This is a genomic window from Colwellia maritima (assembly GCF_022669015.1).
In the GTDB taxonomy this organism is placed as follows: Bacteria; Pseudomonadota; Gammaproteobacteria; order Enterobacterales; family Alteromonadaceae; genus Colwellia; species Colwellia maritima.
On the sequence record NZ_JAKKSL010000001.1, the window covers coordinates 1595817 to 1615578 of the forward strand.

Here is a 19762-nt window from a genome sequence, read left to right on the forward strand (position 1 = left end):
TTTTCACTTTTATTATTATTATTATTTGTTTATTTCTGTATACGTTGTTCAATACGGTCAAATACTTGATTAAGTATTTGACAGGTTTTATCCAGTTCACTAGAAGTCAGTGTTGGATGAACCAAAAACATTACACTATTTTCGCCTAATAGTTTAGCATTTTTTAATTCATTTTTGGGTGCTAGGTTTTCTTTTTCAAATGCCTTCTCTTTGTATACTTCAGAACAACTGCCTGAAAAACAAGGAATGCCTAATTGCACAATTTCTTCAATAATACTATCTCTAGTATTATTTTTAGGTAGTTTTTTTAAATTAATATGTACATAACATTTATAAAAGGCGTGTTCGATATACTCAGGGATATCAGGGACTATTAACCAAGCATATTGCTTGCACACGTGGCGAATTTTGTCGGCATTTTCTTGGCGTGTTTTTTGCCAAAGAGACATACGTGTTAATTGAATACGTCCGATGGTTGATTGCATTTCTGTTAGGCGCCAATTGGTACCAAAGGATTCATGTAACCAACGAAAACCAGGCGGATGTTGTTGCTCAAAGACTGCAGCATATGATTTTCCATGGTCTTTATATGCCTGACCTTTGCGCCATAGCTTTTCATCGTTGGTTGTTAACATGCCACCTTCACCACCTGTGGTCATTATCTTGTCTTGGCAAAATGACCAAGCACCAACATGACCTATAGATCCAACAGGGCGTCCTTTATATTTGGTGCCATGCGCTTGCGCGCAATCTTCTATCACAAATAAATCATGTTGCTCAGCTAAAGTCATAATGTCATCCATTTCACAAGGCCAACTTGACCAAATGAACACATACTATTGCTTTGGTTTTGGCACTTAACACCGTGCGGATGGTTTTTGCGCTGATATTTTGGCTATCAAGTTCAACATCAGCAAAAATAGGGGTTGCCCAGCATTGATAATACTGCTAACTGAGGCAATAAAAGTACGAGACGTGACAATAACTTCATCTCCCTTTTTAATGTTTAATACTTGCAGCGCTAGGTCGAGTGCTAAGGTACCATTCGCTACGGCGATGGCGTATTCGGCTTCACAAAAATGGGCAAACTCTTTTTCGAACAATTTGCCTTCTTGACCTGTCCAATAATTTACTTTGTTCGATCGCAGAACATTGCTAACGGCAGTAATTTCTTGTTCAGAGAAACTGGGCCAAGGTGAAAAAGGAGTATTGAGCATTGTTATTCCTGTGTGATGGTTGTTAAGGCGCGTATACGTTTGTTGGTATGCCTAAATAAAGGGAGTTGGCTTGGGTTGATTGAGTTACAACCGCACCGGCTGCTATTTGAGTGTTCTCTGCAAGGTTTAGCGATTCAATCACTGTGCTGCCAATACCTAACCAAGAATATTGTTCAATATTTACACCACCAAGCAATATTTACTCCAGGAGAAACATGAATATAAGGTCCAAGTATGCAATCATGATCTACGGTTGCACTGGTATTGATAATACATCCATCAGCAATTTTGGCCCCAATATTAATGACTGAATTTGCACAAATCATAACACCTTTGCCAATTAAAGACCGTGGACTAACCGTAGCAGAAGGATGAATTAATGTAATAATATTTGCATTAGCCTTGTGCAAAATTTTATAAGTTTTTGCTCTTAATTGGTTATTTCCAAAAGCAATAATAAAGTCAGAATGACTGAGGTATTTTTGGAAGTCGTTCACTTTTCCAACAATTTCCCAGTGGCCACTTGTGGTCGATTTGTTAAAACAATCATCTAAAAAAACAACGTTTTGATAAGTGCCAAGTTGTTGAGCACAATCAGCGACAACCCTACCGTGTCCTCCTGCACCAATGATAACAAGCGTAGTCATTAGTTATTTCCTGTAAATTTGGTCATGGTAGCTTCACCTTGTGCATTAATATCGCTTTGCGAAAATACTTTTTTTACTGTTAATAGCAGAATTTTTATATCGAGCCAAAAGGATTGATTATCAACATACCAGGTATCGAGCTCAAATTTTTGTTGCCACTAATGGCATTTCTACCATTAACTTGCGCCCAACCAGTAATGCCAGGTTTAACTAAGTGACGTCGAGCTTGTTCAGCAGAGTAAAGTGGTAAATATTCTATTAGTAAAGGCCGGGGGCCAACTAAGCTCATGTCGCCCTTGAGTACACACCATAATTCAGGAAGTTCATCTAAACTACTATTGCGTAATTTTTTACCAAAGGGGTTAGGCGGTCATGATCGGACAATATATTACCCCGTTCATCAACAGCGTCTATCATTGAGCGAAATTTGATCATGTTAAACGTTTTGCCAAATAACCCTGGCCGCTGCTGTTTATAAATGACCGGCGTACCAAGATTTTTAGTAATTTTATATTGAATAAATATTAGGATAGGGCTCAGAATAATTAAACCGATTGCGGCTACAAAAATATCAAAAGCGCGTTTAATTGTGATCATAGTTATTGGCGATATATTATTATTATTTTATTACTATTGTTTACTTTTTGTTTGATATAGCAAGCTATTTTACTTTATTTTATTAAGTCGGTAAGGTAAATTGAAAAATATTACTCGTTATTGCGACCTAAACACGTTATATGAATTTAGTTGTCCGACGCTTTCAATTCTTCTTTAAGTCACCTTTACCGTGCTTTATTTGTTGCTCAATATTACTTTGGAAAAACGCTTAAATGACTCTACTGTATGAGCTTGAAGTAAGGCCAATGGCTTTAAATTTTCATGTTATTGTTAGTCACTAATTACTATGTCTACACCGCTTAGAGTGATACATCTTTTTGCCAATCTTAATTTAGGAGGAGCAGAAAGTCGTATTATGGATTTGTACCGTAGTCAAAACGAAAAAGAGTTAATCAATAATTTTGTCATAATGACAAATGAACATTGTCATTTTACCGATGAAGTTTTAGCAAGTGGCGGCACAATTCATACGATAGTGAACCCTCGAGGGCAACTCTTAAGAAACCTTTGGCAACTATATCAACTGCTTAAAAATGGCGAAAAGTATGATGCTATTCATGCACACACGTCATATTACTCCGGTATAGCTGTTTTTATTGCTTGGTTGGCCGGTATTAAAGCACGTGTAACCCATGCCCGAAATCAGCAAACAGGGAATGAAACTTTTAAAACAAAATTACTATTCAAAACGGGAAAATGGTTAGCTAATCATTTTGCCACCTCGAAATTAGCCATATCCTCTGCTCTTTGGAGAGTTTTTATATGGCGGTAAAAATGGTGACAGTTTTAAGGTTATTCCTAATGCCTTTGGTATTGAAAAAATAAAACATAAAACGGATCCACACGTAGAACAATCTAAAGGCGAGTTGTTGATTCAAAATAGCTACAATATTGTCATGGTTGCTCGCTTTTATCCTATTAAGAATCATTTGTTTTTTCTCGATATATTTGATGCGTTTCAAAGAGAAGTACCAAATAGTACATTACACCTTATCGGTGATGGTGAATTAAAAACGGCAATTAAAAAGAAAGTTGAGCGATTAGGGCTTACAAAAAAAGTTCGTTTTTGGGGGAAACGCAGCGATGTGTATGAGCTATTAAGTTTATTCGATGTGATGGTGATGCCATCAGTTAGTGAAGGTCTAGGAGTTGCTGCTCTAGAAGCGCAAGCGGCAGGGCTACCTTGTGTTTTGTCTGAGAATATTCCTGAAGAAGTTGATATAGGCGCGGGGCTTTGCCAGTTTTGTTCATTAACTGATGGGGTAACACCTTGGTTAAAGGCGTTGAATAATGTGAAAAATATACCTGAGTTGAACAAGCAAATGTTATTGTCTTTGTTTCTCGAAAAAGGCTATTCCTTAGATGCCACCAGAAAAGCATATTTTGAGGCATATAAATTCGAATGAATAAAATCTATATTCTCCAAGTCATTCCAAAGATTAACGGCAGGCGGCATTTCATCTGTGGTGATGAATTGGTATAGAAATATCGATCGTACTAAATTTCAATTTGATTTTATCGTATTTAATGATGGCCCTTTGCGTGAAGAAATAGAATGTTTAGGTGGAAACATTTATGTGCTGCCAACATTGCGACAATCGCCTATTAATTATTACCTTGGGCTGCAAAAAATATTCAAGGGAAGACGAATATATAATGGCATTCATGTGCATAATAGTTTTAAAAATGGGGTTATGTTGTGGTTAGCCAAAAAAGCTAAGATAAACGTTAGGGTTTGTCACTCTCATACAAGTGGCGTTGAAAATAAATGGCTACTTCCTATTTTTTATCTTCTTCGAAAATTAGTACTTTCAGCAAGTAGTGTTTGGTTAGCATGCGGAAAAAATGCAGGCGATTTTTTATATCAACATAGACATTATTACGTAATTAATAATGCAATTACCGTTGAACGTTTTCTATTTGATTGCGAAAAATTAGCGCAAGCTAAACAAGCGAGTGAAAAATATCATCTTCCCAAAAATAAAAAAATAATTGTGCATGTTGGGCGTTTTTCACAGGTAAAAAATCATCACTTTTTATTAGCTTTAGCGATGTCAGATAAGTTAAATGAACAATGTCATTTTGTTTGTATTGGTGATGGGCCTTTAAAAAGTGCTTTTCAGGGAGACATACGCAAACATGATCTTGAGTCTCGATTTTCACTATTACCGGCCAATAATGATATTCCTGCCCTATTGGCGTGTGCTGATATTTTTGTTATGCCTTCCTTGTTTGAAGGTGTATCCGTTGCCATGTTAGAAGCGCAAGCGGCTTCTTTGCCCTGCATAGTTTCGAATACCATCGCTACTGAAGCTGATATGCAGCTTAACCTTGTTTCATTTTTACCCCTTGATGAGCCTACTCTATGGGTGGATAAATTGAATGAGACAATTAAAGTCGCTTTATCACCTGAACGTTGCCTTAATGCATTTGATCGTCTTGGCTATTCAACTGCGGCAGTGATTAAGCAAATCACTAGTATATATTTGTCTAAGCCGTCTCACGAAACATGATGATTGGTCGACTTAATGTTGGTGTCGAATTAGTCATTATAGGACTATTACTTGCCTTATATGGTGCTATGCAATTACAGGCCTTGTTACTTTTTGCTGTTGTCATTAGTGTTATGGTAGCTTGCTTATTACCCTTTGGTCGGTCGTTACAATTAGCTGTTTTTTTAGTGCCATGTTTAGCTGTGTTTGCGGGCACTACTTTATTACCAATATCGTTAGCTACGGTTATTTACCTCGTGATTTTCGGCCGATATTTAACCCTGCAGTTATTACACACAACCTATTATGTACCCGGTGTGATAGTAACCATTGTCTTTATTGTGTATGAGTTTCATCATGCCTTGATGCTACCAACTTTAATATCTACTCAGTCTTTTCGTTGGATGTTAATGTTTTTATTTATTTCTTTTTTGCTTTTTGACAAAAAAAAATATATTACCTTTTCCCAATTGCGTTTGGCTTTTTTCATTGGCTTATTGGTGTCGACTGTTTATGGCGGTTTAGCATTGATGTTTGCCGGAGACGGTTCTGTTGCGAGACATGCTATAGCAAGGTTTTCAGGGGGCGCAGGAGATCCTAATAATTTTGGCTTAATGTGTTTACTGTTAGTTTTCTTCTATTTACCTAATGTACCAAGAAAAAAAATCTCTATTCAGACACTTATAATAGTGATTGCGCTTTTATTTATTGGTTCGCTTACCGTATCACGAACCTATTTTTTAGTTGCCTTTGGCAGCATCGGTTTGTATATGGTTTTTTATTTTCGTGCATCGTTAGGTGAACTTTTTTATCGTTTTTTAATCTTTTTTACTTTGAGTTTATTCGTGTTATGCGTTCTTTTTTATATAGGGATGTTGGATAATTTAGACTTGGGTATATTAAAACGGTTTAGTGGTGATAATTTATCAGAAATGACGGGCGCACGTAGTGATATATTAGCCATTTATTTTGATACCTATTTTATGCAGCCGGCATATTGGTTGTTCTTTGGTGCGGGCATCAATGGCTATTTTACCTATTATAATGATATTTTTATGGCAAATAGTCTTTTTCCTGATCGTGTGGGCCCTCATAACACATTTGTTGAAATGTTTGTTAGCTTTGGTATCTTGGGAGCTTGGTTAATTTTTCTTTATATTTATTTAGCGTTTTCTGCTGAAAAAATAAGACAAAGAGTCAAAAAAATAGATTGGATAGCTTATATCCCCCTTATCATTTTTTTCCTATACAGTTTGAGCTTACAAAATTTAGGGAAATATAGTAGTTATTTACTTTTATTAATGGTGGTTTATCGTGTTTATGAGGAAGAATAGTGAATAATGTTTAACTCAGAACGCAAAACCGGGATCGTTTTAGGACAAATATCCATCGCATTGCGAAATGCGCTTGGGTTATTGTTAATCCCTTTTATTATTCATCACGTCGGTGTTAATAATTATGGTGTTTATAGTCTAGTCTCTTCACTTGCCTTGTATCTAGTGGTGTTAGAATTTGGCCTTTCGAATACCGTTGTTCGTTATTTATCAAAATATAATGCAGAAAATAATAAAGCCGCTGAGAGTCAGTTTTTAGGAATGATGCTCAGTATATATGTTGTTATTTGCTGTCTCGTTATCTCGGCAGGTTTAACTCTTTGGTATTTTATGCCGGCTCTATTTTCAGAAGGTTTAACGCCTTTAGAAATAACGTTGTTACAACAATCATTTCTCATTTTATTGGTAAATATTATCATTACTTTAATGGCAAATAGTTTTACTGGTGTCATTACCGCGTATGAAAAATTCACTTTTCAAATGAGTAGTCAAATTGTTTTATTTTTAATTCGTTGTAGCGCCGTATTTTTTGCTTTAGTGCTAGGTTATGGTGTATTAGTCATTGTTGCTATAGATACAGTGATTAATGCGTTGCATACATTATTAAAGTTGTTTTATGTGTTTTTCCGTTTAAAAGTAAGAATACACTTTATATGGCCTAATATTGAGTTATTAAAAGAAGTCTTTATTTACACTGGATTTATTGCCATAGGGGTCATAATAAATCAAATAAACTGGCGTTTAGATAATTTTATTTTAGGTGTGTTAACTAATAGTCAGACCCTCGGGGTTTTTAATATCGGCTTGCAATTAATTTTAAGCTATATTGCATTTGCTAGTGCTATTTCAAATGTTTTTACGCCAAAGCTTTTTAAAATGGTGACTTTAAAAGCCAATTTAACTGAATTAACACAAGAGCTAATTAACATAGGCCGATTGCAAATGATGGTGTTAGGTTTTGTATTATCAGCTTTTATTGTGTTTGGGGCATTGTTTATTCAGTTATTTGTTGGTGATGAGTTTGCTTTGGCGTACTGGGTGGCATTATTGCCGATGTTACCTTTTACTTTTGTCCTCGCTCAAACATCGGCCACATCCATTTTACAGGCGATGAATAAACATAAAACAAGAAGCTTATTGTTACTTGCAACAGCAGTGATAAACATTGTTATCTCTGTATTATTAGTAAAAAATATTGGTTTACTTGGTGCCTCAATCGGCACGTGCTTTTCACTTGTTATAGGGGAGCTTCTTTTAGTTAATATTTATTTAGTTAGAAGTATTGGTATCGATATGGTGAGTTTTTATCGAATTATCATACGTTCAACTGTGCCTGGTATCATTTTCACTTCTTGCTTGGGTGGCTCATATCGCCTTATATTTCAGCAACATGGTTTGGTTTGATTTTAGGCTGTTTAATGTTGTTCATTATTTATTTCACCTTTCTTTATTTATTTACTTTTTCTGCTGTTGAAAAAGATTATATAAAGGGCATGCGACAAACCGTAATTTCTCAACTCATTAAAAACTAAATTTTATAAGTGAATTCATTATGCGTGTTTTAATTATCGGGGCATACCCTAACTCAATTGTTGGATTTCGTGGCCAGTTAATTAAGAAGTTTGTTGATTCTGGGCATCAGGTTTTAGTGATGACCGCAGCTGCAGAGCAGGGCGTTATTGATGAGGTTCAGAGCCTAGGCGCTGAATTTAAATCTTATGATGTGCAGCGTAACGGCATAAATCCCTTTGCAGATATCAAAACATTTTGGCAATTAGTCAAAGCAATACGTAAATTCAAACCAGATAAAATTTTAGCTTATACGATAAAGCCAGTTATATGGGGAGGATTGGCGGTAAAACTTGTGAGTAAAGCTGATTTTTATGCGTTAATTACCGGGTTAGGTTATGCTTTTACACGAGGTTCGTTTTTGCGTAATGTCGTCAATACAGCTGTTCAATTCTTATACCGTTTTGCGCTTTTATCAGCAAAAGGTGTTATTTTTCAAAACGAAGATAACAGAAGCGTTTTTATTGAAAAAAAAATAGTACCGCAATTTAAAACATATAGAGTATACGGCTCAGGTGTCAATTTAACAGAGTATGCTCAAGTGGCATTACCTAAGCATGAGACAACATTTTTATTAATTGCTCGTTTACTGGGTGATAAAGGTATACGTGAGTACATTGCTGCTGCGCGACGGGTTAAAGAGCAGTACCCTAAAATAATTTTTCAGCTGTTGGGGCCAGAAGATAGTTCACCCGATAGAATACCCTTTTCAGAAATCAAGGCGGCAGAGCAAGCGGGGATTATTCAATATTTGGGTGAAACTGATAATGTATTACCTTACTTGCAAAAGTGTCATATTTATACGTTACCTTCATATCATGAGGGGCTTCCAAGAACTGTGTTGGAGGCTATGGCGGTAGGTAGGCCTATCTTAACTACAAATGCATGTGGTTGCAGAGATACCGTTATTGACAATGAAAATGGATTTTTAGTGCCGGTAAAAGATGAGGTAGCATTAGCGAATAAAATGGTATGGTTTATCGAAAATAGTTCGGCCTGGAGTAGTATGGCTCATGCCGGCAGAAAATATGCAATGCAATTCTTTGATGTTGAACAGGTGAATAATGAACTATTTGCTATAATGAAAATCAAATAATACCCGTATCCTTAAATAAGTGATCTATTTTAAACGCAGAAAAATTGCCAATTATAAGGCATTTATTTCAATAACGAGTTGTTCTAATTATTAAATAAATAACGATGTAGAGGGTGGTTTTAGCAAGTAGAAATGATCACATAGATAGTGAAATAGGTATAATGTAGTGTTGTCACTAAAACTAATTCATTAGCCTTAACTTTTTTGTAATAAAACTGTCACATAAGTGACATATACTTCTGATCTTTAAAAAATACTTGGCGATTGTGTGACATTAAACTAACCTTATCTCGGTTTAAGAAGTCTTTAACTGATTGAAAATTAATGTTTAATTTTCCTCTGTTTACTATGGTGAGATGGTTTTGCGACTTTAGTCTGCAAAATCAGCAAGGCAAATTTACGCGTTAATAGGCGGCCTATTACAAGTACAAGTGAATTTAACGAAGCAGTTAGTAAAACAGCTATTCTAGAAAGATTTGTTAATTCGAACTGAGGTTAAACTAGGTGCATTGGTCGTTCTCTAACCTTTTTATAGTAAAGATTACCTTCGTTTTGTAGCAAGGATTACCTTCGTTAAATAAATGCGGTATGATCAGCGACAATTGATTTACGATGAAAATAATAACTGGAAACCAACATATGGCCAGAAATTCAATTTTGGGTGTTTTTGCGAAATCTCCCATTAAACCATTAGAGCAACATATCAAATTGGTTGTTAAATGTAGTAATTTACTTATTCCGTTTTTTAGTGCTTGCAGTGAAAATAACTGGGGCGAGGCAGCTAAGATTCGTCGTAGGTTATCAAAAGTAGAAAAAGATGCCGATAACTTAAAACGCCAACTACGTTTAGAATTACCAGGCGGTCTATTTATGCCAGTGGATAGAGCCGACTTACTTGAGCTATTATCTAAGCAAGATAAAATTGCCAACAAAGCTAAAGACATTCTTGGTAGAATTTTAGGGCGTAAATTAGAAATTCCCGAAACTCTACAGGAACAATTCAACCTCTATTTAGCACGGTGCATTGAAGCAACTGAAAAAGCAGCGGAAGCGATTAATGAGTTAGACGATTTATTAGAGACTGGTTTTCGAGGCCGAGAAGTTGAATTGGTTGAAAAGATGATCAATCAACTAGATGAAATAGAGAATGATACGGATCTTATGCAGGTTGCCTTACGTAAAGATTTATTGGCTATCGAAAAAGATTTAAATCCAATTGATGTTATCTTCTTATATCAAATTTTTGATTGGGTTGGCGATTTAGCTGATCTAGCTGAGCGTGTTGGTGCACGTTTAGAAATTCTTTTAGCTAGAAAATAGGGTTTAACTGATGGATATTTTACTTAATTCAGGCACGACTCTAGTTATGATCGCGGCTGTTGTTGGCTTGTTTATGGCGTGGGGTATTGGGGCTAACGATGTCGCCAATGCTATGGGTACTTCTGTTGGTTCTAAAGCTTTGTCTATCAAGCAAGCTATTATTATCGCCATGGTTTTTGAATTTGCGGGTGCTTACTTAGCGGGTGGTGAAGTTACTTCGACTATTCGTAAAGGAATAATTGATGCCAGTTTTTTTGTTGATTCACCAGAATTACTCGTTTTTGGTATGATTTCAGCCTTATTTGCGGCGGCCACCTGGTTACTTATTGCCTCTGCACTGGGTTGGCCTGTATCAACCACACATTCTATTGTTGGTGCTATCGTAGGTTTTGCTGCAATGGGCGTAAGTGTTGATGCGGTTACTTGGTCAAAAGTTGGTGGGATTGTTGGTATTTGGATTATAACGCCATTGATTTCTGGGGTTATTGCATTTCTTATTTTTAACAGTGCTCAGAAACTGATTTTTGATACGGAAAAACCGTTACAACAAGCAAAACGGCGGGTGCCATTGTACATGTTTTTGGCGGGTTTCGTTTTAGCGCTAGTGACAATCAAAAAAGGTTTAAAGCATATAGATTTACATATTGGTAACGCAGATAGCTTTATATATGCCGCAATTACAGCCATTATTGTTGCGCTAATAGGTAAGTTTTTTATTAGCCGTATTAACTTTGATGAAACAGCAGCCCTTAAAACTCATTATGCTAATGTTGAAAAAGTATTTGCCATTTTAATGATAGTTACCGCTTGTTGTATGGCATTCGCACATGGTTCAAATGATGTAGCCAATGCTATTGGACCATTAGCTGCCGTGGTAAGTATTGTTGATAATGGTGGTCAAATTGCTGCTAAATCTACAATAGCTTGGTGGATTTTACCACTAGGTGGGTTTGGTATTGTTCTTGGTCTTGCTATCTTCGGTCATAAAGTTATAGCAACGATAGGGCAAGGTATAACACATTTAACGCCAAGTCGTGGTTTTGCGGCGGAATTAGCAGCGGCATGTACTGTGGTTATTGCATCTGGTGCGGGGTTACCTATTTCAACTACTCAAACTTTGGTTGGAGCAGTATTAGGTGTGGGAATGGCTCGTGGAATTGCGGCTATTAACTTAGGTGTGGTACGAAATATTGTTGTGTCTTGGGTAATTACCTTACCGGTAGGAGCTGGCCTGTCTATCCTATTCTTCTGGTTGATGAAAAGTATATTTGTTTAGTGATAGCTGAAACAACCAATAAAAAATCCTCAACTTTATAGTAAGTTGAGGATTTTTTTGTTTAGAGCCTTGTGTGTTTTTATCGATATACGATATAGGGTTATATACAATTTTTATCAATGATACCGATAGCTTTTACTGATATTGCTGTTCAAAGTAACTTTCAATAATAAGCCTTGCCGATTCTGCATCAATATTGTCTTTTTTTAAATTTTTATAACCACCACGTGAAAATAACTGCTCTTTAGCATCAGCGGTAGTTAATCTTTCATCTTGAAATTCAACTTTTAAACCAAAACGTCCGGCAATGCGATTACCAAATTTTTTTGCATCCTTGGTTAGTTGTTGTTCTGTTCCATCCATGTTGAGTGGTAGACCCACGACAATAAGGTCTGGTTGCCATTCACTTATAAAATTTGTGAGTGTATCCCAATGAGGGATGCCATCAATGGCCTTAATTGAACCCAAAGGGGAGGCACTGCCAGTGATCTCTTGTCCGACCGCAACACCAATATACTTTTTGCCAAAATCAAAGCCAAGAATAGTGCGTTGACCTGCTTTTTTAGCTGTTTTATTCGTCATTTATATTACCCAAGAGTACGGTTGTGAGTGTTGTGGTCAGATAATTTAACGTACTTCACAACCGAAAATTCGGTTATGCATGCCCAATGTCTGTGGATAAGTGGGCGATATCTATACCGAGTTTTTTTGTTGCTTTCTGCCACCGCTGCTCAATAGGGGTGTTGAATAAAATATCACTATCAGCATCAATGGTTAACCAAGAATTTGCATGTAATTCTGCCTCTAACTGCCCCGGTCCCCAACCAACATAACCCAGTGTAACCATAAATTGTTCAGGAGCTTTTTCGGTACCTAACGCCATAAGAATATCCTTTGATGTTGTGATCATTATATCATCACTTAGCGCTAAAGAGCTTTGCCATCCGGGTTGTGTTCGATGTAATACGAAACCACGATTTTGAGAAATAGGGCCGCCGGAAAGAACCAATTGCTCTAAACTATTATCTAATAAGCTTTCTTTGGTTTCACTTTCAACTTCTGCTAAAAGTGCTTGATCGGTAGGTTCAGATTCATCGGCTACGTTTTTTTCTTCTTGATCATTATGTTCAATTTGTTTTAGTAAGTCATGCAAGGTGATATTAACAGGCATATTGATAATTAAGCCCATAGCGCCTTCATCATTATGTTCACAAATGTAAGTTACTGTTTTATTGAAATAATCATCGCTTAATGATGGCATAGCAATTAAAAATTGGTTCTCTAAACTTTTCATTTATTTACCTTCTGCTAGGTTACTTTACATTCAGATAATTCACTTGTTATTTATATTTTCTTCAATTGCATCCATTAATTTTCCGCTGATATTAATTGGATAGGCAGCTTCAATTTCACGTATACAAGTAGGGCTAGTAACGTTAATCTCAGTCACTTTATCACCAATAATATCTAAACCGACAAAGAATAAACCTCGTTTTTTAAGTTCAGGCGCGATTGTTTCTGCAATTAGTTTATCGGTTGGGCTTAACGGGCGAGCTACACCTCGACCACCTGCGGCCAAATTACCACGAGTTTCTCCTTGTCTTGGGATACGTGCCAAGCAATATGGCATTGGCTCGCCATTGACAATCAAAATTCGTTTGTCGCCATCAATAATTTCAGGCATGTACTCTTGTACCATGGCATACTGTTGACCGTGATTCGTTAGGGTTTCTATAATCACACCAACATTTACATCATCTTCTTTAATACGGAAAATAGAAGAGCCACCCATACCATCAAGTGGTTTGATAATAATGTCTTTTAATTCTTGATGAAATGCACGAATTTGCACATCATTTCTTGTTACTAACGTACGAGGAGTTAAGTCAGCAAACCATGCAGTAAATAGTTTTTCGTTACAATCACGCAAGCTTTGTGGTTTATTAACAATCAGGGTACCTTCAACTTCTGCACGTTCAAGTATATAAGTGGCATATATGTATTCGGTATCAAAAGGTGGATCTTTACGCATCAGAATAGCATCAAGTTCATTGAGCGCTATATCTTGTTGATCAGATAATTCATACCAATGCTTTGTATCATCAAATACTTTTATTTTTTGAGTACTCGCACGTGCTTGACCACGGTCAAGATATAAATCTTGCATTTCCATGTAATAGATTTCATATCTGCGGCTTTGAGCCTCTAACATCATTGCCATGGAAGAATCTTTAGCAACTTTAACCTTACTTATAGGATCCATTACGATGCCGAGTTTGATGGTTTTTGCTTGAGCTATTGTCATTTTATATCCTATCGTTGAATTGTGTAGCCTTGTCTGTGCACTAGGTTTGCTTTAAATACAAGGTCAAAGCCATTGGTGTTAATCAATGGTTATTGTAATCATGTAGTTAAGTCGACAAGCAGTAAAATTAAGTTATGCTAAGTCGCCAAAACGACATTGTAATGCTGTAATTGCGGTCAGTGCTGCAGTTTCTGTTCTTAAAACTCTTGGTCCGAGTAACACATCTTGAAAATTGGCTTGGTTTGCTTGATTGATTTCATCATCATTTAAGCCCCCTTCTGAGCCAATGAGTAATCTAACGCGTTTTTCTTTTTCAGAGGTTAATAGTGGCAAGGTCATAATAGAATGCTGAGCTTTTGGGTGTAAATTCAGCTTCAATGCCTTAGTTTCTTGTGCTAACCATGCTTGTAATTGCATCGGTTGAGCAACCTCTGGCACAATACAGCGACCACTTTGTTCACAAGCACTGATAACAATTTTTTGCCATTGTTCATGTTTTTTTGCTAAGCGCTCAGCAGATAATTTTACTCCGCAACGCTCTGTAAATAGAGGTGTTATTTTATTAACGCCTAACTCTACTGATTTTTGCAAAGTGAAATCCATGCGATCACCACGTGAAATTCCCTGACCTAAATGAATATTAACCGGGGATTCATTGTCGATAAGCGTTTGGCTTAATATTTCGACACAAGCATGTTTCTTTTTAACTTCTATCAATTTAGCCGTATATTGTGCGGCTTCTGTGCCATTAAAAAGCGCAATATTTTCGCCTTCTACTAACCGTAAAACTCTTACAATGTGACCAAAGGCATCATCAGATAATTTCAATGTTTCATGTAAAGTAAACTGACTATTTTGATAAATACGGGTTTTGGGCATGTTCTTAATATTAACTATCAATTTGTTTGGATAGTTAAAAGATAAGGGCGCAAGCAGTAAAAAACAATGCCGACATGAAACTATTTAGTTATTCTTGTTTTACTTATTTTAGTCTTTTTACTCATCTTATATATGACATGAAATATGATATGAAAAATATTAACATTAACAATTGATGGTGGCATATTAGTGCTATATGCGATTTTTTTTATCTACTTTAGTTTAAATTTAATTAACAGGCATTAATCGATAAATTCCTTGTCCGTCAACAGCAATGTATATATAACCATCGGGTCCTTGTTTAATGTTTCTGACTCGAGTCAGTCCATCTTTCACTATTTCTTCTTTGACAACTTTATTACCGTTGAGTGTTAACATCACCACATAGCCAAACTTTAATGAACCAACAAGTAAATTTCCTTGCCATTGAGGATATTTATCACTGGTAACAAAGGTCATGCCTGAAGGCGCAATGGAAGGATCCCAGTACCAAAGGGGTTGCTCTAGACCTTCTTTCTTTGTTAAATCAGTCAATGAGGTACCATTGTAATTAATGCCGTAGCTAATTGTTGGCCGGACCATAATTTTTACCTTTAGCAATGATGTTAACTTCATCGCCACCGCGAGGTCCATGTTCATGGGTCCAAATATCGTTAGTGATAGGATGCTTAGCCATACCTTGTGGGTTGCGATGACCATAAGAGTAAATGGCTTTTTTAGCTAGTTTGTTTAAGAAAAACGGATTGTCTTTAGGAATACGTCCATCATCATGTAATCGGTATATTTTACCTGCGTCGCGGTTAATATTTTGCGGGTTAATATCACGTTGACCTCTGTCGCCAATTGAAAAATACAAATAGCCTTGGTTATCAAACGCTAATCTACTGCCAAAATGAACCCCTTTGCTGCCATACGCCTGGGCTATATATATGTCTTCTAGAGAAGTTAATGTCATATTATGCAATTTTGCGCGCATAATCGCGGTACTTTTATTTCCTTTATCCTTAGCTTTGGTATAAGAAAAATATAACCAACCGTTGTTTGCATAATCGGGGTGTACCGCAATATCGAGCAAACCACCTTGGCCCCCCAATTTTATTTTAGGTAACCCCTCTATTTTTTTGACAATTTTTTCTGAAATTTTACCTATGCCTTTATTATCAGCAATTAATTCTTGCTTAACTAGACGCAATTCACCATCGCGATCGGTAAACAGCATATCGCCATTCGGCAACCAAGCCATACCCCAAGAAATACCTGTATTGGCTATATATAACTGAGGAGTATAGCTCTGGGCTGATTGGGCTTGTTTTATTTTAGGTGCTACTTGACTGTTAACTGAGCATGAAAAACAGGTAGAGCCTAATAGCATTGGTAAAAGTATTTTACGTAACAATGACATTGTAAACCTGCATATATTAGGGAAGCTCTATCAATAATAGCTAATATATAGGTAATGTAAAATGAAAATGGAACCTAAGCATAACTAACCTCGGCTTAATAAATGTTGTTCTAGCAGCTATTTTTATTAACTAATGATTTTAGTTTGTGATTAGGAACTAAAAACAAAATTATCTACCATGGTTTTATTTTTCAGCCGTGTAAATTTTACTTTGAAGTAAATATCATCAATTTTTTTCCATACTGTTACGTCAATTAATGTTGATATAGTTTGGTGCGAATTGAGCGTGTTAATCGTCGTCAAGGGCTGTTGGTTAATTAAGGTAAAATGCTCAGTCAATTGATTATGTAAACCATCGAAACCAGTCACATTTTCGCCATTAACTTTAATACCACCTAGCCAATTTTCTTTTGTTGTGATTGATTCGTCAAAGCAATAGCTGCTAGCAATAACTAACAAGCCTTGTGGAAGTAGGCGTTCGATAATATTTGTTAACACTTGTTTAGGCTGATAGCTTTTTTCAAGAACCTGGTCCATTATCACAATGTTATATCCGGTAAACTTTTGTTTTAAGTTACTGGCATCGCCTTGGCTGAATAAGATGTTATTACCACGGCCAGACAAATTAAGTTCGTGCAGTGACAGATGATGAAAATCGACTATATCCCCCTCGTTAATGGTGGTGTAACGTACTGTTTCTTGTTGTTGTAACTTTACGGCATGCTGTATTGTTTGCGCAGAAAAATCAATAGCATCAATATATTCAAAGTAAGGCGCTAGTTCAAAAGCAACTCGGCCAACGCCACAGCCCAAGTTTAGTAACTTGTTTTTTGACGTATTGTTTTTAATAGTAGCTGTATTAATTAAAGACACCAATTCTGCAATATATTGAGTTTTAGGGTTGTATTCTTGCGCTATTTTCTGACAAATTTCAGTGGATGTTTCATAAGGGTTAATCTCGGTTACAGGGGCTTCTTTGGTTTTTGAAATGACATAACGAAAACCCGCATGTTGATAGAAATGACGTCTAAATGCGTACCTTGATGATTTTATAGCTTCATTACCCGTTGAGATCCAAGAGCCGCCTTTAATTAGATTATGTTTACCGTCAAACGTGGGTGTTGAAAAATCATCATATAATGGGTGCACATTAAAATGATTAAAGCCATCAATGGTTGATTCAGTCCATTGCCATACATTCCCTATAATATCGTAAATGCCTTGGTGCTCAAATTTATCAATAGGACAAGAAGAGGCAAAGTATTCAAGGTTTGTATTGCCAGGGGCTTCTTGCCATGTAGGCAAGTCTTCTTTTATGGTATCGCGAAGCGTCATCCATTCAGCTTCCGTTGGCAAACGCACATTCTGTTTTGTTGTTATTGCTTTCCACTGGCAAAAGGCTTTTGCTTCCAAATAATTAATTTCAACGGGCCAGTTAAGCGGTAACGGAATTTCTTCGGTTAAATTCCGCTGTAAATATTTATCGTTTTGTTTGCGCCAAAAGCACGGCATTAACGCTTTTGTATAGGCTAACCATTGTTGACCTTCTTTCGTCCAATAATCTTGGTTTTGATATCCCCCCGCTTCAACAAAGGTTAGATACTCTTGATTAGAGACTAAATATTTTGTTACCTGAAAATCATCAACGTCAAGAGTTAGTTCGCCGTACTCGTTATCCCAACCATAGGTTAAATCGTCATCTTTTTTACCTAATGTGATCAACTTACCTTTAATAGGCATCAATTCATTTGTGGGAGCATTACCTGAATAGGGACAAGGCTGCCATTGTGCATTAGCTGTTAAGTGTTTCAATTCAAGCATGCGCATAATGACTGAAGAGGTTTCTAAGTGTATGCGTTCATGTTCACAACCCATTAAAATCACCCAAGCGAGTGAGTTTTGGCTGATCGGCAGTGAAAAATCCATAGAGTCAATCAATTGATTCACTAGGTCATACACTTGAGAACGATAGGTTTTAACTTCTGCAACGCTTGGCCAACTGTAATGTTTGCTGTCTAAATCATCGACTCATTTCATCAACACCCACAGCACAAATTGCTTCAAGTGAATGATTAATGCGATGTTTAATATATTTACCCAAGATTAATTTATTAATATAAAAAGTAGCAGTGTGACCAAAATAAAAAATTAATGGATGTCTTAAAGGTTCGGGCCGTAAATAATATGCATTGTCATTATTGATTAGCGCAAATAAACTTTCGTAGGTTTGCCAAGTATTATGAAAATAGTGTTTTATTTCTGCTCTTTTTTCTTCAACAGAAGTCCCTGTTAGCCAAGGTGTTTTAGCTTGAGTCAAATTATTCATTGGTCAAAATCTTTCCTAGTGCTTGCTGTTAGCACAATTTTTTTATTACGATATATATTTAAAATAGCATGCTTTATTTTGCTGCCAATCCTTATAGGTTGGTCATTGTTATGTGCTATCATAAGCTGTTCAATTTCATTCAAACCTTGTTCAAACCAGTTATCTTGTTCAAATAAACTATACGCCCCTAAACCTTTTTCATCATCAAGAAGTGATGACGGTAATGGTTTTGATACTGGCGGTGACGAGTGGGCATTTGCTACATTTTTACCACTATCGTCACGAAAGACTTTTATTGCATCAACCACATTCAATAAGGCGAAAATCACATTAACATAGGCATTATAATGTAAACTTGATGCCCCCAAGCGATGTTCTATACGTGCCGTTTTTTGCCAGTTAACTTGTTTTACGAGTGGTTCGTTCAAATGGTTCACTATAAGTACATCTTCACCAAGTATTTGGTTGTGTTTACCGTATTGACGATACAAGGCAATACTACCTTGATGCCCCCCTGAAATATCGGTGGGGGAACATAATTCATCATTCAATCCATATTTACTTTTTAATGTTAATCGCTCATAAGCATCATGCTCAGGCAAAAATAATAAAGCACACGCATAACTCGTATTCATTAAGCATTGCTGTAAACATTCTCCTAAAGGGGAATCTGCAATTAAGTTTATTCCCTGTTCATCACTAATACTGATATTTGTTTGTATCGCATTAGGAATATGAATATTTTTATTGAGTCCTTGAAAAATATTTTTACTACCCAGTAGTAGTTGTACTTGGTCGCCTCCCCAAACAACGGGTTTTATTAATACCTCATCAATATTTTGTTGTTTAAACAAAGAAGGTAATAGTTTTATAACATTTGTTAAATTATGAGCTTCCTTTAAGGGAGATTGACCGGCAAACAGTGAAACATATTCCCATTGATTACGCCAATATTCGGGTACAAGTTGGCCTTCAATGCCATGCTCTGCTATTTTTTTATTGATTTTTGCAAAGTTAATCGCGATGGTATGCTGTCTTTGGCTACGAACACAACCTTCTAATTCAAAATGAATATGGGCTGTAAGGTGTTGTGAAGATAGATAAGATTGAAGGATTTCAATAGCAGTAATCGCCAAGGTATCCAGTGATTGCTTACTCAAAAAAATCCTTTAATAACGTTTTTAAAAATTAACGTAGGTTAATTCACATATAAGGTTATTATTTTTTTACTCGTTATATGCCAATTGATTAATTATGACTTAGGGATGTGCTTAAGAGCAA

General features: G+C 36.3%; 17 protein-coding genes and 3 pseudogenes. 8 read left to right on the forward strand and 12 right to left on the reverse strand.

All coding sequences use genetic code 11. The features are described 5' to 3' along the window. Window positions 1-29: 29 nt before the first annotated feature. The 4 genes and pseudogenes from L3081_RS07890 to L3081_RS07905 all read right to left on the reverse strand — a co-directional run bounded on the left by L3081_RS07890 (window position 30) and on the right by L3081_RS07905 (window position 2452). Window positions 30-1217: pseudogene (locus L3081_RS07890) on the reverse strand (DegT/DnrJ/EryC1/StrS family aminotransferase). Between the two features lie 22 nt (window positions 1218-1239). Further along, entirely contained in the window at window positions 1240-1413 is a 174-nt protein-coding gene (locus tag L3081_RS07895) for an LbetaH domain-containing protein (protein ID WP_242284719.1), read from the reverse strand. Next, a complete protein-coding gene (locus tag L3081_RS07900; protein WP_242284721.1) occupies window positions 1391-1864 on the reverse strand; it encodes a PglD-related sugar-binding protein in 474 nt (157 codons plus the stop codon). Before L3081_RS07900 ends, L3081_RS07895 begins: the two co-directional genes overlap by 23 nt. Then, window positions 1864-2452 (reverse strand): annotated as a pseudogene (locus L3081_RS07905) (sugar transferase). The gene L3081_RS07900 and the pseudogene L3081_RS07905 overlap by 1 nt, the downstream one beginning before the upstream one ends. A gap of 316 nt (window positions 2453-2768) precedes the next feature. Between L3081_RS07905 and L3081_RS07910 the strand changes: the two are divergent. From L3081_RS07910 to L3081_RS07945, 8 genes are all read left to right on the forward strand, one after another. Continuing rightward, window positions 2769-3254, forward strand: coding sequence for a glycosyltransferase (locus L3081_RS07910; RefSeq protein WP_242284723.1), 486 nt, complete (start codon window positions 2769-2771; stop codon window positions 3252-3254). A 97-nt stretch (window positions 3255-3351) separates the two neighbouring features. After that, window positions 3352-3888 carry a glycosyltransferase gene (locus L3081_RS07915; RefSeq protein ID WP_242284725.1) on the forward strand — a complete coding sequence of 179 codons (537 nt, stop codon included), beginning with the start codon at window positions 3352-3354 and terminating at the stop codon, window positions 3886-3888. A gap of 63 nt (window positions 3889-3951) precedes the next feature. Continuing rightward, window positions 3952-4995 (forward strand): glycosyltransferase, encoded by a 1044-nt coding sequence (locus tag L3081_RS07920; protein ID WP_242284726.1) that lies wholly within the window; start codon window positions 3952-3954, stop codon window positions 4993-4995. Then, window positions 4995-6308, forward strand: a complete 1314-nt coding sequence (locus L3081_RS07925; protein WP_242284728.1) for an O-antigen ligase family protein — start codon at window positions 4995-4997, stop codon at window positions 6306-6308. Before L3081_RS07920 ends, L3081_RS07925 begins: the two co-directional genes overlap by 1 nt. Before the next feature lie 6 nt (window positions 6309-6314). Then, entirely contained in the window at window positions 6315-7712 is a 1398-nt protein-coding gene (locus L3081_RS07930; protein WP_242284730.1) for an oligosaccharide flippase family protein, read from the forward strand. 148 nt (window positions 7713-7860) lie between these two features. Continuing rightward, window positions 7861-8973, forward strand: a complete 1113-nt coding sequence (locus L3081_RS07935) for a glycosyltransferase family 4 protein (RefSeq protein WP_242284732.1) — start codon at window positions 7861-7863, stop codon at window positions 8971-8973. Between the two features lie 639 nt (window positions 8974-9612). Then, on the forward strand, window positions 9613-10293 hold the full coding sequence (locus L3081_RS07940; RefSeq protein WP_242284734.1) for a TIGR00153 family protein: 681 nt from the start codon (window positions 9613-9615) through the stop codon (window positions 10291-10293). Window positions 10294-10303: 10 nt separating this feature from the next. Then, window positions 10304-11569 carry an inorganic phosphate transporter gene (locus tag L3081_RS07945; protein ID WP_242284735.1) on the forward strand — a complete coding sequence of 422 codons (1266 nt, stop codon included), beginning with the start codon at window positions 10304-10306 and terminating at the stop codon, window positions 11567-11569. 135 nt (window positions 11570-11704) lie between these two features. Here L3081_RS07945 and ruvX read toward each other — a convergent pair whose 3' ends face one another. The 8 genes and pseudogenes from ruvX to L3081_RS07990 all read right to left on the reverse strand — a co-directional run bounded on the left by ruvX (window position 11705) and on the right by L3081_RS07990 (window position 19641). Then, window positions 11705-12151, reverse strand: a complete 447-nt coding sequence (ruvX, locus tag L3081_RS07950; protein WP_242284737.1) for a Holliday junction resolvase RuvX — start codon at window positions 12149-12151, stop codon at window positions 11705-11707. A 73-nt stretch (window positions 12152-12224) separates the two neighbouring features. After that, window positions 12225-12863 (reverse strand): YqgE/AlgH family protein, encoded by a 639-nt coding sequence (locus tag L3081_RS07955; protein ID WP_242284739.1) that lies wholly within the window; start codon window positions 12861-12863, stop codon window positions 12225-12227. Between the two features lie 39 nt (window positions 12864-12902). Next, entirely contained in the window at window positions 12903-13874 is a 972-nt protein-coding gene (gene gshB / locus L3081_RS07960; RefSeq protein ID WP_242284741.1) for a glutathione synthase, read from the reverse strand. Window positions 13875-14006: 132 nt separating this feature from the next. Next, entirely contained in the window at window positions 14007-14753 is a 747-nt protein-coding gene (gene rsmE, locus L3081_RS07965) for a 16S rRNA (uracil(1498)-N(3))-methyltransferase (RefSeq protein WP_242284742.1), read from the reverse strand. Window positions 14754-14981: 228 nt separating this feature from the next. After that, complete coding sequence (locus tag L3081_RS26585; RefSeq protein WP_274620368.1) at window positions 14982-15335, reverse strand: PQQ-dependent sugar dehydrogenase; 354 nt, start codon at window positions 15333-15335, stop codon at window positions 14982-14984. After that, window positions 15316-16155, reverse strand: coding sequence for a PQQ-dependent sugar dehydrogenase (locus L3081_RS26590; RefSeq protein WP_274620369.1), 840 nt, complete (start codon window positions 16153-16155; stop codon window positions 15316-15318). Before L3081_RS26590 ends, L3081_RS26585 begins: the two co-directional genes overlap by 20 nt. A 231-nt stretch (window positions 16156-16386) precedes the next feature. Next, window positions 16387-18481: pseudogene (ovoA, locus tag L3081_RS28985) on the reverse strand (5-histidylcysteine sulfoxide synthase); the annotation flags it as partial. Beyond that, window positions 18478-19641 (reverse strand): hypothetical protein, encoded by a 1164-nt coding sequence (locus tag L3081_RS07990; RefSeq protein WP_242284746.1) that lies wholly within the window; start codon window positions 19639-19641, stop codon window positions 18478-18480. The pseudogene ovoA and the gene L3081_RS07990, both read right to left, overlap by 4 nt. Window positions 19642-19762: the final 121 nt, after the last annotated feature.

Excerpts from the sequence above, each read along its gene's own strand:
- L3081_RS07900 (WP_242284721.1), bottom strand. The coding sequence starts at position 1,864 with ATGACTACGCTTGTTATCATTGGTGCAGGAGGACACGGTAGGGTTGTC.
- L3081_RS07910 (WP_242284723.1), top strand. The coding sequence starts at position 2,769 with ATGTCTACACCGCTTAGAGTGATACATCTTTTTGCCAATCTTAATTTA.
- L3081_RS07920 (WP_242284726.1), top strand. The coding sequence starts at position 3,952 with ATGAATTGGTATAGAAATATCGATCGTACTAAATTTCAATTTGATTTT.
- L3081_RS07925 (WP_242284728.1), top strand. The coding sequence starts at position 4,995 with ATGATTGGTCGACTTAATGTTGGTGTCGAATTAGTCATTATAGGACTA.
- L3081_RS07930 (WP_242284730.1), top strand. The coding sequence starts at position 6,315 with ATGTTTAACTCAGAACGCAAAACCGGGATCGTTTTAGGACAAATATCC.
- L3081_RS07935 (WP_242284732.1), top strand. The coding sequence starts at position 7,861 with ATGCGTGTTTTAATTATCGGGGCATACCCTAACTCAATTGTTGGATTT.
- L3081_RS07940 (WP_242284734.1), top strand. The coding sequence starts at position 9,613 with ATGGCCAGAAATTCAATTTTGGGTGTTTTTGCGAAATCTCCCATTAAA.
- L3081_RS07945 (WP_242284735.1), top strand. The coding sequence starts at position 10,304 with ATGGATATTTTACTTAATTCAGGCACGACTCTAGTTATGATCGCGGCT.
- ruvX (WP_242284737.1), bottom strand. The coding sequence starts at position 12,151 with ATGACGAATAAAACAGCTAAAAAAGCAGGTCAACGCACTATTCTTGGC.
- L3081_RS07955 (WP_242284739.1), bottom strand. The coding sequence starts at position 12,863 with ATGAAAAGTTTAGAGAACCAATTTTTAATTGCTATGCCATCATTAAGC.
- gshB (WP_242284741.1), bottom strand. The coding sequence starts at position 13,874 with ATGACAATAGCTCAAGCAAAAACCATCAAACTCGGCATCGTAATGGAT.
- rsmE (WP_242284742.1), bottom strand. The coding sequence starts at position 14,753 with ATGCCCAAAACCCGTATTTATCAAAATAGTCAGTTTACTTTACATGAA.
- L3081_RS26585 (WP_274620368.1), bottom strand. The coding sequence starts at position 15,335 with ATGGTCCGGCCAACAATTAGCTACGGCATTAATTACAATGGTACCTCA.
- L3081_RS26590 (WP_274620369.1), bottom strand. The coding sequence starts at position 16,155 with ATGTCATTGTTACGTAAAATACTTTTACCAATGCTATTAGGCTCTACC.